The sequence below is a fragment of the Aeromonas sp. 600276 genome (assembly GCF_049175815.1).
Classification (GTDB): domain Bacteria; phylum Pseudomonadota; class Gammaproteobacteria; order Enterobacterales; family Aeromonadaceae; genus Aeromonas; species Aeromonas dhakensis.
Genome location: NZ_JAAKVU010000015.1, coordinates 19,609 through 33,737, shown reverse-complemented (window position 1 = coordinate 33,737; position 14,129 = coordinate 19,609). Strand labels below are relative to the sequence as shown.

The following is a 14,129-nucleotide window of genomic DNA, read 5'->3' as shown; positions in this document are numbered from 1 at the left end:
TTAGTGAACGTCGCGCCAGAATTCCTTCTTCAACAGCACAGTGAAGATGAAGAAGATCACGATGAAACCCAGCACCCAGAAGCCCATGCGTTCGCGCTCCTGTTGTACCGGTTCAGCCGAGTAGACCAAGAAGTTTACCAGATCCAGCACCGTCTGATCATACTCTTCGTTATTCATTTCACCGTTGCCGTCAGATTTGATGCTGACAACCTGCTGAACGTCGACGCCATCGACCTGGTGGGTCGCAAACTCGGCGCGGGGCGTCCCCTGCAACGGCTCCAGCACGTGAGGCATGCCCACGGACGGGAACACGGCGTTGTTCACCCCGAATGGACGGGTCTCGTCCACGTAGAAGGAACGCAGGTAGGTGTAGATCCAGTCCGCACCACGTACCCGGGCGACCAGCGTCAGATCGGGGGGCGGTGCACCGAACCACTTGGCCGCATCCTTGTCCGGCACCGAGTTTTCCATCAGATCACCGATCTTGGCGCCATTGACGATCAGGTTGGCTGCCATCAGGTCTTCCGGGATGCCGATATCTGCTGCTACCCGGTTGTAACGCTGGTACTGGGTGCTGTGACAGCCAAAGCAGTAGTTCATGAAGGTGGCGGCACCACGCTGCAGCGACGCCTTGTCGTTCAGATCATAGTGAGCCTTGTCCAGATGCACGGCCCCGGTGTTGGCAAACACCAGTGACGGCAGCAGGGTCAGCACTGCAAATATTATTTTTTTCATTTGAATGTCACCCTTTCCGGCAGCGGCTTGGTGCTTTCATTCTTGCTGTAGAAGAACAACAGGACGAAGAACCCGAAATAACCCAGGGTACAGATCTGGGCGATCAGCGTCAGGGTCGGAGTCGATGGCAGTACGCCGAGCACCCCGAGAATGATGAAGCAGACCACGAACTGGGCGATGTTCAGCTTGTGCAGGGTGCTGCGATAGCGCACCGAACGCACCTTGCAGCGATCCAGCCAGGGCAGCAGGAACAGCACCACGATGGAGAGGCCCATCATGATGACGCCCAGCAGCTTGTCCGGTACCGCCCGCAGAATGGCGTAGAAGGGGGTGAAGTACCATACGGGGGCGATGTGAGCCGGGGTCTTCAGGCCGTTGGCCACTTCAAAGTTCGGCTTCTCGAGGAAGTAACCCCACATGTCCGGCTTGAAGAAGATGATGGCGCAGAAGAAGAACAGGAAACCGGCTACGCCAATCATGTCCTTGACGGTGAAGTAGGGGTGGAATGCCACCGCATCCAGCGGCCAGCCGTTCTCATCCTTGTGCTTCTTGATGTCGATGCCGTCCGGGTTGTTCGAACCCACTTCGTGCAGCGCCAGGATGTGCATGGCAACCAGCATCACCAGCACCAGCGGCAGGGCGATGACGTGCAGCGCGAAGAAGCGGTTGAGGGTAGCGCCGGAGATGACGTAGTCACCGCGGATCCACAGGGTCAGATCATCGCCGATGACCGGAATGGCACCGAACAGCGAGATGATGACCTGTGCGCCCCAGAAGGACATCTGGCCCCACGGCAGCAGGTAGCCCATGAAGGCTTCCGCCATCAGGCAGAGGAAGATCAGCATGCCGAAGATCCACAGCAGCTCGCGCGGCTTCTGGTAGGAACCGTAGATCATGCCGCGGAACATGTGCAGGTAGACCACGATGAAGAAGGCGGACGCGCCGGTGGAGTGCATGTAGCGCAGCAGCCAGCCGTAATCCACATCCCGCATGATGTACTCCACGGAGGCGAAGGCACCTTCGGCGGAGGGGTTGTAGTTCATGGTCAGCCAGATGCCCGTGATGATCTGGTTGACCAGCACCAGCATGGCGAGCGAGCCGAAGAAGTACCAGAAGTTCAGGTTCTTGGGCGCCGGATACTTGGCCATGTGGTCGTTGTACATGGCGGTGAGCGGAAAGCGATAGTCAATCCAGCCCATCAGTTTGGCAAACATGGTCAGGCCTCCTTGCCATCGGCACCGACCAGGATGGTGGTGTCGCTAAGATATTGGTACGGCGGAATGACCAGGTTCAAGGGCGCAGGCACCCCCTGGAACACTCGACCAGCCATGTCGAACTTGGAGCCATGGCACGGGCAGAAGAAACCGGAAGTCACCCCCTGCACCTGTTCGCCGAAGTTGTCCGGCAGGTAGGAGGGAGAGCAGCCCAAGTGGGTACAGATACCGACGGCCACGAAGATCTCCGGCTTGATGGATCTGTAGCCATTGTGGGCATAGTCGGGTTGTTGGGGTTCGTCAGAAGCCGGGTCGCGCAGCTTGTCGTCATGCGCGGCCAGGGCATCCAGCGTCTGTTTGGTGCGTTTCACCACCCAGACCGGCTTGCCTCGCCACTCAACACGGATGAGCTGGCCTGGTTCCAACTTACTGATATCCACTTCAACCGGAGCACCCGCCGCTTTGGCTTTGGCACTCGGGTTCCATGACTTAATAAACGGCACTGCGGTAAAAGCAGCTCCTACCCCACCAACGGCGACCGTTGACCAGGTAAGAAATCTGCGGCGACCGGTATCAACTGGCGCATTGCTCATCCAAAAACTCTCCCATGTGGACTCCGCACATTCTTATTGTGTCCCTGTTCCCCTTTCTTCCGTGACAACAGCGGCGGAAGCGGAGTTACAATTGTCACAGAAAAACCGAGGGAATTTTAAAGAAAAGATAACAACTTGACAAGAAAGAGAAGCGAAGGTCAAAAACAATAAATACACAATTTTTTGTCTTTTGTGACGTGGTGTTAGCAATGCGGTTCGTAATATTACCAATAAAAAAAGCCTGGCACGTGGCCAGGCTTTTTTGACACTCGCGAGAGTGCGTACAAAAAGCGAATTAACGCTTGGAGTACTGCGGACGCTTACGAGCTTTGTGCAGACCGACTTTCTTACGCTCAACCTTACGGGCATCACGAGTAACAAAGCCAGCTTTACGCAGTTCGGAACGCAGGGTTTCATCGTACTGCATCAGAGCACGAGTGATACCGTGACGGATCGCACCAGCTTGACCGGAGATGCCGCCACCGTTAACGGTGATGAACAGATCCAGTTTCTCGGTCATCTCAACCAGTTCCAGCGGCTGACGAACTACCATGCGGGCAGTCGGACGGCCGAAGTACTGCTCCAGGGAGCGCTGGTTGATTACGATTTTACCGCTACCCGCTTTGATGAATACGCGAGCAGTGGAGCTTTTGCGACGGCCAGTACCGTAGTATTGATTTTCTGCCATGTTGCCAGTTCCCGATTAGATATCCAGTACTTGAGGTTGCTGAGCAGCATGAGCGTGCTCGGCGCCTGCGTAAACTTTCAGTTTACGGAACATGGCACGGCCCAGCGGACCCTTCGGCAGCATGCCTTTGACGGCAGCTTCGATTACCATTTCCGGTTTACGCTGAATCAGCTTGTCGAAGCTGATGGACTTGATACCACCCGGGAAACCGGAGTGAGCGTGGTACATTTTATCGGTAGATTTCTTACCGGTTACGTGTACCTTCTCGGCGTTTACAACGATGATGTAATCACCGGTGTCAACGTGCGGAGTGTACTCGGCTTTGTGCTTACCACGCAGACGAGCAGCGATCTCGGTTGCGATACGACCCAGAGTTTTACCTTCTGCGTCCACAATGTACCAGTCACGTTTTACGGTTTCTGGCTTGGCAACGAAAGTTTTCATTAAGTTAAACCCAATTACCTGTTACAGACCCAATTGCTTATGGGGGCTCTCCCACAAACAACAAACGATGGCCTACCTGTACCCCTTCGAATACAAGTAAAGCTTAAAGTGTTGCTGTCTTATCGACAGCTGTAACGTGGGCCGGGCGATTATAAGTGAAGTTGCCTTAAATATCACCTGCTAATTTCACTGCCATGAAGCTAGCAAATGTCGCCCGGCCCTACCTGCCGCAGATGCCCATCCGACTGGCAGGCGCGGTATTGTGACTAAGGAAGGTGCACTCTGGCAAGGTATTCGTGCGATTGCATTTCCTGAAGCCGTGAAAGACAACGTTGGAATTCGAAATCCAACAGCCCGTGACCATAGAGTTCCTGCATGGGCACCGCCGCCGACATGATGAGCTTGACGTGCCGCTCATAGAACTCGTCCACCATGGCGATGAAGCGGCGCGCCGCGTCATCCGTGCCTGCCCCCATGGGCTGTACATTGGCCAGTAGGACGGTGTGAAACAGCCGCGCCAGCTCGATATAGTCGCTCTGGGAACGGGGCGTGCAGCAAAGTTGCTCGAACTCCATATAGAGCACACCTTCCCCCATCCCCAGCGACACCAGCTGACGATGATTGATCTCGACCTGGCCCGGCAGGGCCTGTTGCAGCCCGGTTAATTGTTGAAAATAGAGCTCGAGATTGGATTTTGCCTGCCGGTCCAGCGGGAAGTGATAAATCTCCGCCTGTTCCAGCGTGCGCAGGCGATAATCGGTACCGCCATCCACGTTAAGTATCTCGCAATGACGCTCTATGAGAGCAATGGCCGGTAGAAAACGGGCACGTTGCAAGCCGTTTCTATACAAATCCTGCGGCGGTATGTTCGAGGTCGCTACCAGCACGACCCCATGGCCGAACAGCTCCTGGAACAGGGTCCCCAGCAGCATAGCATCGGTAATGTCGGAGACGAAAAATTCGTCGAAGCAGATGACGTCGGTCTCGTCGGCCAGCTTGCGGGCAATCAGCTTGAGCGGATCGGCCTGACCGGTCAGTCCCTTGAGCTCATCGTGCACCCGGTGCATGAAACGGTGGAAGTGGATACGCAGTTTGCGCTCCCCGGGCAGGCTGTCGAAAAAAGTATCCATCAGCCAGGTCTTGCCTCTGCCCACGCCACCCCACATATATAACCCCAGGATGGGCGTACGGGGTTTCGGCTTTTGCAGCCAGCCCAGCAGACCGCGGGATCTGGTCGGAGTCGGGGTTTGGCACAAATCCTGATAGAGTCGCTCCAGACGGGCCACGGCCATCGCCTGAGCGGGGTCGGCCACGAAGCCGGGGCGCTGCAAATCCTGCTGATATTTTTGCTGCGGGGTCATCCTGTCAATTGCCTTCAAGTCCCTGAATGAAGGACAAAATGGTATCACGCCCTCGGGGTGCACGGTATAGTGCCATCAAGGCGTAGCGGCCGTTCAGGCCGCATTAACATACATTGGTTTAGCTGTAACAAGGAGCATCTATGAGTCTGTTAAACGGGATCCTGCTGGCTGTCGCCGCCTTGATTATCGGTATCATCATCGGTCGCTTCACAGTGCGCAGCCGGGATGCCGGCCGTCTGGAACAAGAACTGAAGAAGGCTCACAAGGAACTGGAAAGCTACCAGGGTCAGATCAATACCCACTTCGCCGACAGTGCCGCCCTGATGGAGCAGTTGGCCGAGCAGTACCAGACCCTTTATCGCCATATGGCGGAGCAGAGCAAATTCCTGGCCAAGGCCCAGGAGCCGCTGTTCCGTGAAACCCTGCTCGACGAGAGCAGCGATGTCCCGGCCAATGAAGAACCGGGTGTACCGCCCCGTGACTATGCAGGGGCCTCCGGTCTGCTCAAGCAGTCCAGTTAGTTCCCCGCGGAACTAATTGCACTGTATCGTGGTCAGACCTTGACGATTGCATTGCAACTTTTTCTGGGAGCTGTTTTTCATATGCGTAAACCTCTTTCTGTGCTCAGTGTGTTAGCCCTCAGTGTCGGTATCGCCATGTCTGCGGCCCCCGTGCAGGCTGCACTGCCCTCCCTTTTGGCGAACAATCAGGAGATGCCGAGCCTGGCGCCGGTACTCGAACAAGTCACCCCTGCCGTGGTCAACATTTCCGTCTCCGGCAAGAAGATCACCCGCCAGCGTCTGCCGGAACAGTTCCGCTTCTTCTTCGGACCCAACATGCCTGACGAACAGGTGAGCGAGCAGCCCTTCCAGGCGCTCGGGTCCGGCGTCATCATCGACGCCAAGAAGGGCTACGTGATCACCAACGCCCACGTGGTGCACGAGGCGGACGAGATCAAGGTCAACCTGAAGGATGGCCGTGAATACGCCGCCAAGAAGATCGGCGAAGACAAGCAGTCCGACATCGCCCTGCTGCAAATCAAGGCCGAGGATCTGGTTCAAATCAAATTCGCCGACTCTGACGAGCTGCGGGTCGGTGACTATGCGCTGGCCATCGGCAACCCGTTCGGCCTCGGCCAGACCGTCACCTCCGGCATCGTCAGTGCGCTCGGTCGCAGCGGCCTCAACATCGAGAACCTGGAAAACTTCATCCAGACCGATGCGGCCATCAACTCGGGTAACTCGGGTGGTGCCCTGCTCAACCTGCGTGGCGAGCTGATCGGCATCAACACCGCCATCCTGGGCCCCAACGGCGGCAACATCGGCATCGGCTTTGCCATTCCGTCCAACATGGTGCGCGACCTGTCCGAACAGATCGTGAAATACGGTGAAGTCCGCCGTGGCCAGCTGGGCATCATAGGGACCGAGCTCACCTCCGAAGTGGCCAAGACTTTCGGCTACAACAAGAAGGACGGTGCCTTCGTCAACCAGGTCATGCCTGACTCCGCGGCCGCCAAGGCCGGCATCAAGCCGGGCGACATCATTGTCAGCATCGACGGCAAGGCCATCCGCTCCTTCGGCGAGCTGCGGGCCAAGATTGCCACCATGGGTGCCGACAAGCAGGTGGCACTGGGCCTGATCCGCGATGGCAAGGAGCAGACCGTCAAGGTCACCCTGAAGAAGGCGGATGACAGCGAAATCCTGGCCAGCGCGCTGCACCCGGCACTGGAAGGGGCCAAGCTGAGCACCACCAGCGAGCCGGTGAGCGGCGTGGCCGTCTCCGAGATCGATCCGCGCTCCCCTGCCGCCGCCTCCGGTCTGCAGAAGGGCGACGTCATCATCGGCGTCAACCGCCTGCGCATCAACTCGCTGGAAGAGCTGAGCAAGGCGTTGAAGAACAAGCCGGATGTGCTGGCCCTCAACATCCAGCGCGGCGACTCTTCGCTCTACCTGGTAATTCGTTAATCTCCTCTCACCCGCGGCGCCTGCCGCGGGTGATTTTTATCCACCGATAGTGTTATTCTCTGCCCGCTCTATGTACGGATGAGAATGACATGAAAATCCCCCCTATAGTCAGTTACTTGGGCAAGTCTGTCGGCTTCGGTCTCACCGTGGCGGCGCTACTGTTGCTGCTGTTTCCCAATTTTCGAGGCGGGGCCCAACTGCCCGGCCTCATCACCAATGCCCGTGAACTGAGCTTCTCCTACGCGGCGCACCGCGCCGGCCCTGCCGTCGTCAACATCTATACCCGCAGCTTCGCCCGCAATCAGGGCAACCAGACCGAACTCAGGCCGCAGGGGCTGGGCTCCGGCGTCATCATGAACCAGCGCGGCCACGTGCTGACCAACTACCACGTCATCGCCGATGCGGACCAGATCATAGTCGCGCTGCAGGACGGACGGGTGTTCAGTGCCGAACTGGTCGGCACCGACCAGCTCACCGACCTGGCGGTGCTCTACATAGAGTCGGACAACCTGCCGGTGATCCCGCAGGATCCGGAGCGGCTGCCCGACGTGGGCGACGTGGTGCTCGCCATCGGCAACCCCTACAACGTCGGCCAGACCATCACCCAGGGCATCATCAGCGCCACCGGCCGCATCGGCCTCTCCAGCATGGGGCCGGACAGCAACGGCCGGCAGGATCTGCTGCAGACCGACGCCGCCATCAACGAGGGCAACTCGGGGGGCGCCCTGGTCAATGCCCGCGGCGATCTGGTGGGCATCAACACCGCCGCCTACCACCTCAACGGCAACCAGGAGAGCTACGGCATCAGCTTCGCTATTCCCTACAAGCTGGCCAAGCGCATCATGGACGAGCTGATCGCCAACGGCCGGGTGATCCGCGGCTACCTCGGCATCTCCAGCGTCGAGATCAATCCCATCGTCGCCCGCATGATGAATCTGGGTGACCTGCGCGGTCTGGTGGTGGAGAGCCTGGATCCCAACGGGCCGGCCACCAAGGGCGGACTGCGACGGGGCGACGTGCTGCTCAAGATCAATGGCGAGGCCATCAGCGGCGTGCGGGCCGCCATGGACAAGATCGTCGAGAGCCGGCCCGGCACCAAACTCACCATCTCGGTGATCCGCGACGGCAAACCGCTGGAGGTGGAGGTCACCATCGAAGAGGATCTGCGCTACCAGAACCGGGCCAGCGCGAGTGCGGCCACCGCCAGCTGACATCCCCATGGTCGGGGCGACGAGTCGCCCCTTCTCCTCCTTTTCCTCCTCCCGGCCGTGAGACGACTCACAGTTTCAGCCAAGGGCCAGCAGCCCCTCATCCAACGCCAAGTGCGCGCCTGATCACACAAAACAGGCGCCAATGAGCACTCTTTTCCGCTTGATGCCGCAAAAGCGGCTTCAATTGGCCAGCTGACGCGCGAATTTCCGCTTCGAATCGGAAAAACGGTGCCTCCTCTCCCGAACATGACCGGCTTAGGGTAACGCTATCCCTTCTGCCAGCCTTGGAGAGCAGACATTGCACACAGAGACCCATGACCAGCCCCTGACCCCGGACAGCCCGACCCTGCTGCGCCAAACCGACCAGATCCTGGCGCGTATCCATATCCTGCTGGCCGAACAGGGCATCCGCCCCAACGAGGTACAGCAGCAGATGCTGGCCTCTCACGTCAAAGCCATGGTGTGGCGCTCCCACAGTGGCGAACCGCTGCCGGAGGTCGACCTCAGCCTGTTCGAGGAGATCTCCCCCCTCTCCCTGCGTCTGGCCGAACAGGTCGTCAGCTGGCTGGAGCGGCTCGCCTATGAAGAGGCACACCTCTTGTCCGTCCATTTCGAAGTAGCCAAAGAAAACGAACTCAGTTCAGTCAAAGGAGAATGCTAAATGACAGCCATCAAACTCGTGATCGGTGATCGCCTCGGCAAGGGCCAGAAAGTGGGGGCAGGCGCGGAAGCCGCCGGCGCCAGCGTGACCGTCATCCCCGGCATGGCCGCCGACATGAAGCTCGGCGACGTGATGAACAAGGAGCAGGCGGATCTCGGCATCTCCTTCTGCGGCAGCGGCGGTGCCGGCGCCATCACAGCCCAGACCAAGTACGGCTACAAGTGCCGCTACGGCATGCGCTCCATCGAGGAGGGCGTGACCGCCATCAACGAGGGGTGCGTGGTGCTGGGCTTCGGCTTCATGGACAAGGAAGAACTGGGCCAGAAGCTGATCGAAGCCTTCGCCAAGAAACACGGACGCGCATGATGAAAGAGGACTTCACCACCCGGGTCACCGTCAACGGCAAGGGCGCGACCCGTCAGCAGGCATTCGCCGCCGCCCTCAGCCAGGTGCAATCCACGCTGCTCAAGGACAACCCGCGGGTGCTGCTGCGCATCGAACCGGTCGAGGTGCAGGTGCTCAAGGCCGAGGAGTCGGTCCGGGTGGAGAAGTTCCTGTTCTTCTTCCTGCCGCGCCAACGCCACGAATACCGGGTTCGGCTCGCCATCACGGTCAGGGTCACCAGCCTGGACACCGACAAGGTGACCTTTACCCAGGTGTGACGCCGCCCGCGGCAACACCGCCACCAGAAGGATACATGGGATGTTTCTAATCATATTTATCAAGTCACTCATCATTGGCGGCCTGGTTGGCGTCGGGGTGGGGGCCGGAGCGGCACGGATGTTCCACGCCCCGACCGTGCAGGGGATGGGCGCCTTCCGAACCCTGGGCGAGCTCAACTCCTGCGAAGGGGATCCCGCCTCCCACTTCTCGTTTGGTCTGGGCTTCTTCTTCAACGCCTGGGCCTCCACGGTCGCGGCAGGCGCCTTCACCCAGGACGTGGATCACCGCATCCTGCCGAACTGGGGCGCGGCAGCCCTGATGATCAAGAACCGGGATCTCGCCACCACCCTGCATGACCCGAAGAAGATGGCCATCGCCTGCGGCATCATAGGTGCCATCGTGGTCGCCTTCCTCAACAGCACCGCCGCCGCCGTGCCGGCCGCCCTGCAGGTCACCGCGGTCAAGGTACTGGTGCCGGCTGCCAACCTGCTGGTCAACACCGTCATGCCGGTGATTTTCTGGCTGGCCGCCATCGAGGCGGGCAAGAAGTCCGGCTTCTGGGCCACCATCTTCGGCGGTCTGGCCCAGCTCATCATGGGCAACGCGGTACCGGGTCTGGTGCTCGGCATCCTGATCGGCAAGGGGGTGGAAGAGAGCGGCTGGAACCACGTCACCAAGGTAATGATGGCGGCCATCGTCCTGCTGTTCGTGCTGAGTGGCTTCTTCCGCGGCTTCGACATGAAACTCATCGAGTCCTTCCATCTGGGTGTTCCCCTGTGGCTGGAAAACGTCCATAACCTGCTGAGCGGCAAATAAGGGGTCACGCCATGGATGAGAAACTGAAAAACAACTTCTGGTATGCCGACTGGTCCTTCCCCATCTTCGTCGGCCTGCTCTCGGCCGGGGTCTTTGCCGGTACCCACATGTTCTACCTGTACGGGGTCGGCGCCTTCAACGAGGTGGCCTTCGTCGCCATGCTCAAGGCCGGGATGGACACCGGCGCCTACGGCGCGGTGGCGGCCTTCGGCGCCAGCTTCCTGTTTGCCCGCATCATCGAGGGCTCTCTGGTGGGGATCCTGGACATCGGCGGCGCCATCCAGACCGGGGTGGGCCTCGGCGTGCCCGCCCTGCTGCTGGGGGCCGGCATCATCTATCCGGTGGAGAACTTCCCCGCTTCGCTGGTGACCGGCATGGTGATTGGCCTGGCCATCGGCTATGTGATCATCCTGGCGCGCAAGTTCACCATCAACCAAAGCAACTCCACCTACGGGGCAGACGTCATGATGGGGGCCGGCAACAGCTCGGGCCGCTTCCTCGGCCCCCTCATCATCCTCTCCGCCATGGGCGCTTCCATTCCCATCGGCATCGGTTCCCTGCTGGGTGCGCTGCTGTTCTACGTGTGGGGCAAGCCCATCACTGGTGGCGCCATCCTGGGGGCCATGCTGCTGGGTACCTTCTTCCCGGTTGCGCTTGCATAACCATCCGCCGCCCTGCGGGGCGGCACGCTAGAGGCCATCAACATGTACGACATCATCATCAGAGCGGGGCGCCAGGGAGATGGCCAGCTCGTCGATATCGCCATCCAGCAGGGCAAAATCGCCGCCCTTGGCACCCTGCCGGAGACGGCCATGGCGCAGCAGACCCTGGATCTCGGCGGCCGGGTGCATGTGAGCGCCGGCTGGATCGACGGCCACACCCACTGCTACCCCGCCTCCCCCCTCTATCACGATGAGCCGGACAAGGTGGGCGTGGAGTCCGGCGTCACCACCGTCATCGACGCCGGCAGCACCGGGGCCGACGACGTGGATGACTTCCAGCGTCTCGCCGCCGGCTGCAAGACCCGGGTGCACGCCCTGCTCAACATCTCCCGCATCGGCCTGCGGCGCCAGAACGAGCTGGCCGACAGCCGGGACCTCGACATGGATCTCGCCTCGGCGGCCATTGCCCGCCATCCCGGCTTCATCGTCGGCATCAAGGCGCGGATGAGCGGCAGCGTGGTGGGTGAGAACGGCCTGCAGCCGCTGCGCATGGCCAAGGCACTGCAACAGGCCCACGGCCAGCTGCCGCTGATGGTACACGTGGGCAACACGCCGCCGGATCTGGACGAGATCGTCGCCCTGCTGGGGGATGGCGATCTGCTGACCCACTGCTTCAACGGCAAGCCCAACCGCATCCTGACCCCGGCTGGCAAACTGCGCCAGGCGGTGCGTGAGGCGATGCGGCGGGGCCTCTTGCTCGACATCGGCCACGGCGGTGCCAGCTTCAGCTTCGAGGTGGCGGAGCTGGCCATTGCCCAGGGGATCCTGCCCCGCACCATCAGCTCCGATATCTACTGCAAGAACCGCATCAAGGGGCCTGTCTATAGCCTGGCCCACGTGATGTCGAAGTTTCTCGCCATCGGCATGACCCTGGAGCAGGTGCTGGCCTGCGTCACCCACCATGCCGCCGATGCCCTGCGCCTGTCCGGCAAGGGGCGACTCGAGGTGGGTGCCGATGCCGACCTGACCCTGTTCGAGGTGATTAGCGGCCCCACCCTCTTTACCGATACCGAAGCCGGTGCCCGCAATGGCGATCGGCAGTTGCTGCCGCTCGCCGCCCTGGTCGGTGGCGAACTGGTTCTGACTCACTATGGGAAATCACACCATGCCTTCTGTGTATGAGAAATATCAGCTCAAACCGGTGATCAACGCCTCCGGGCGCATGACCATTCTCGGCGTCTCCACCCCCGAACAGGAGGTAGTCGATGCGGTCAACTTCGGCCTTGGCCACTACTTCGAGGTAAAGGATCTGGTCAACAAGACCGGCGCCTACCTGGCGGGCTTGCTGGGTGTGGAAGATGCGGTGGTGGTCTCCTGCGCCAGCGCCGGCATCGCCCAGTCGGTAGCCGCCGTGATCGTGCGCGGCGACCCCTACCGCCTCGAGCAGTTGCACGCCCATGCCCACCATGTGCCGAGCGAAATCGTGCTGCCCAAGGGACACAACGTCAACTTCGGCGCCCCGGTCGGCACCATGGTCAACCTGGGTGGCGGCAAAGTGGTGGAGGCAGGCTACGCCAACGAGTGCTCTGCCGCCCAGCTGGCCGCCGCCATCAATGCCAATACCGCCGCCATCCTCTACATCAAGTCCCACCACTGCGTGCAGAAGAGCATTCTGTCGGTGGCCGAGGCAGCCGAGGTGGCCAAGGCCCACGGGCTCCCGCTCATCGTCGATGCGGCGGCCGAGGAGGATCTGCGTCTCTACTACAACCTGGGGGCCGACCTGGTCATCTACAGCGGCGCCAAGGCCATCGAAGGGCCCACCAGCGGGCTGGTACTCGGCAAGCGTCAGTACGTGGAGTGGGTCAAGCAGCAGGCCAACGGCATCGGCCGTGCCATGAAGGTGGGCAAAGAGGGGATCCTCGGCCTCACCCACGCCATCGAGCGCTACCTGATCAAAGAGAAGGAGAGCGGCGCCGCCATGGTCGCCAAGATGACCCCCTTCATCGAGCGCCTCAACCAGCTGCCCGGCGTCAGCGCCAAGGTGGTGTGGGACAGCGCGGGGCGCGACATCGCCCGCACCGATATCGCCTTCGATCACCAGCAGATCGGCATGACCACGGTGCAGGTAGTTGCCCGTCTCCAGCAGGGCACGCCGGCCATCTACTGCCGCGGCTACAAGGCCAACGAGGGGCACATCGAGATCGACGTGCGCAGCGTCACCCCGCCCCAGCTGGACCAGATCCATGCCGCCATTGCCCACCTCGTTCAGGAGAACAACTGATGTCTTTGACTCCCAACTACTACCGCGATCGGGTCTGCCTCAACGTGCTGGCCGGCTCCCGACAAAATGCCGTCGACATTTATGAGGCCGCCGAGGGCCATGTGCTGGTCGGTGTGCTCTCCAAGAACTACACGGATGTGCCCTCCGCCGTCGCTGACATGCAGGCCTACGCCCAGCTTATCGACAACGCCCTCTCCATCGGGCTGGGGGCCGGCGATCCGCGCCAGTCAGCCATGGTGGCCGAGCTGGCTCGCCAGCTGCAGCCCCAGCACGTCAACCAGGTGTTCACCGGGGTCGGCGCCAGCAGGGCGCTGCTCGGCCAGTCTGACACCCTCGTCAATGGCCTTGTCTCCCCCACCGGCACCCCGGGGATGGTGAAGATCTCCACCGGTCCCCTGAGTAGCCAGCAACCGGACGGCATAGTACCTATCGACACCGCCATCGCCCTGCTCAAGGACATGGGCGGCAGTTCGGTCAAGTTCTTCCCCATGGGCGGGCTGACCTGCCGCGCCGAGTATCAGGCGGTGGCCGAGGCCTGTGCACGCCACGGCTTCTGGCTGGAGCCCACCGGCGGCATCGATCTCGACAACTTCGAGGAGATAGTGCGAATCGCGCTGGATGCCGGCGTCGAGAAGGTGATCCCCCACGTCTACAGCTCCATCATCGACAGCGCAAGCGGTCAGACCCGTCCCGAGGACGTGCGTACCCTGCTGACCAGGGTGAAGCGGCTGTTGGCCTGATCCCCCTCAGGCACCGGTCCGATCACTGGCCGGTGCCTGGCTTGTCATTGACTCGCTTGTTAACATCGATTTTCTATTCTGCGACAGGAGTCCGAT

17 protein-coding genes are annotated in these 14,129 nt (G+C 60.7%); 11 read left to right on the top strand and 6 right to left on the bottom strand.

Annotation, left to right across the window (positions count from 1 at the left end; all coding sequences use genetic code 11):
* The 6 genes from G5134_RS15240 to zapE form a co-directional block, all read right to left on the bottom strand.
* Entirely contained in the window at positions 1–735 is a 735-nt protein-coding gene (locus tag G5134_RS15240) for a cytochrome c1 (protein ID WP_010635938.1), read from the bottom strand.
* Positions 732–1,949, bottom strand: a complete 1,218-nt coding sequence (locus tag G5134_RS15235; protein WP_005305888.1) for a cytochrome b — start codon at positions 1,947–1,949, stop codon at positions 732–734. Before G5134_RS15235 ends, G5134_RS15240 begins: the two co-directional genes overlap by 4 nt.
* A gap of 2 nt (positions 1,950–1,951) precedes the next feature.
* Positions 1,952–2,542 carry a ubiquinol-cytochrome c reductase iron-sulfur subunit gene (gene petA / locus G5134_RS15230; protein ID WP_005305890.1) on the bottom strand — a complete coding sequence of 197 codons (591 nt, stop codon included), beginning with the start codon at positions 2,540–2,542 and terminating at the stop codon, positions 1,952–1,954.
* 295 nt (positions 2,543–2,837) lie between these two features.
* A complete protein-coding gene (gene rpsI, locus G5134_RS15225; RefSeq protein WP_005305893.1) occupies positions 2,838–3,230 on the bottom strand; it encodes a 30S ribosomal protein S9 in 393 nt (130 codons plus the stop codon).
* Positions 3,231–3,245: 15 nt separating this feature from the next.
* On the bottom strand, positions 3,246–3,674 hold the full coding sequence (gene rplM / locus G5134_RS15220) for a 50S ribosomal protein L13 (RefSeq protein ID WP_005305895.1): 429 nt from the start codon (positions 3,672–3,674) through the stop codon (positions 3,246–3,248).
* A gap of 266 nt (positions 3,675–3,940) precedes the next feature.
* Positions 3,941–5,035 carry a cell division protein ZapE gene (gene zapE, locus G5134_RS15215; protein ID WP_065017280.1) on the bottom strand — a complete coding sequence of 365 codons (1,095 nt, stop codon included), beginning with the start codon at positions 5,033–5,035 and terminating at the stop codon, positions 3,941–3,943.
* Positions 5,036–5,175: 140 nt separating this feature from the next.
* On the opposite strand from zapE, the gene G5134_RS15210 reads away from it, so the two are divergent.
* The 11 genes from G5134_RS15210 (at position 5,176) to dagF (ending at position 14,033) form a co-directional block, all read left to right on the top strand.
* Positions 5,176–5,556: a YhcB family protein gene (locus G5134_RS15210; protein WP_005305902.1), complete on the top strand. Its 381-nt coding sequence runs from the start codon at positions 5,176–5,178 to the stop codon at positions 5,554–5,556.
* Between the two features lie 81 nt (positions 5,557–5,637).
* Positions 5,638–6,999, top strand: a complete 1,362-nt coding sequence (locus tag G5134_RS15205; protein WP_005305907.1) for a Do family serine endopeptidase — start codon at positions 5,638–5,640, stop codon at positions 6,997–6,999.
* 89 nt (positions 7,000–7,088) lie between these two features.
* Positions 7,089–8,210 carry an outer membrane-stress sensor serine endopeptidase DegS gene (gene degS / locus G5134_RS15200; protein ID WP_017779755.1) on the top strand — a complete coding sequence of 374 codons (1,122 nt, stop codon included), beginning with the start codon at positions 7,089–7,091 and terminating at the stop codon, positions 8,208–8,210.
* 298 nt (positions 8,211–8,508) lie between these two features.
* Positions 8,509–8,871 (top strand): PRD domain-containing protein, encoded by a 363-nt coding sequence (locus G5134_RS15195; protein ID WP_065017281.1) that lies wholly within the window; start codon positions 8,509–8,511, stop codon positions 8,869–8,871.
* Positions 8,872–9,237, top strand: coding sequence for an SFCGS family glycine-rich protein (locus G5134_RS15190; protein WP_017779756.1), 366 nt, complete (start codon positions 8,872–8,874; stop codon positions 9,235–9,237). It abuts the gene before it with no gap.
* Positions 9,237–9,533: a DUF4312 family protein gene (locus tag G5134_RS15185; RefSeq protein WP_065017282.1), complete on the top strand. Its 297-nt coding sequence runs from the start codon at positions 9,237–9,239 to the stop codon at positions 9,531–9,533. The genes G5134_RS15190 and G5134_RS15185 overlap by 1 nt, the downstream gene beginning before the upstream one ends.
* 40 nt (positions 9,534–9,573) lie before the next feature.
* Positions 9,574–10,350, top strand: a complete 777-nt coding sequence (locus tag G5134_RS15180; protein WP_017784945.1) for a DUF4311 domain-containing protein — start codon at positions 9,574–9,576, stop codon at positions 10,348–10,350.
* An 11-nt stretch (positions 10,351–10,361) separates the two neighbouring features.
* Complete coding sequence (locus G5134_RS15175) at positions 10,362–11,012, top strand: DUF4310 family protein (RefSeq protein WP_017766404.1); 651 nt, start codon at positions 10,362–10,364, stop codon at positions 11,010–11,012.
* A 42-nt stretch (positions 11,013–11,054) separates the two neighbouring features.
* The gene (locus tag G5134_RS15170; RefSeq protein ID WP_065017283.1) at positions 11,055–12,194 is read left to right on the top strand and encodes an amidohydrolase/deacetylase family metallohydrolase; all 1,140 of its coding nucleotides are present in this window, start codon (positions 11,055–11,057) and stop codon (positions 12,192–12,194) included.
* Entirely contained in the window at positions 12,178–13,293 is a 1,116-nt protein-coding gene (locus G5134_RS15165) for a DgaE family pyridoxal phosphate-dependent ammonia lyase (RefSeq protein ID WP_065017284.1), read from the top strand. Before G5134_RS15170 ends, G5134_RS15165 begins: the two co-directional genes overlap by 17 nt.
* Positions 13,293–14,033, top strand: coding sequence for a 2-dehydro-3-deoxy-phosphogluconate aldolase (gene dagF / locus G5134_RS15160; RefSeq protein WP_024943095.1), 741 nt, complete (start codon positions 13,293–13,295; stop codon positions 14,031–14,033). Before G5134_RS15165 ends, dagF begins: the two co-directional genes overlap by 1 nt.
* The last annotated feature ends 96 nt before the right edge of the window (positions 14,034–14,129 follow it).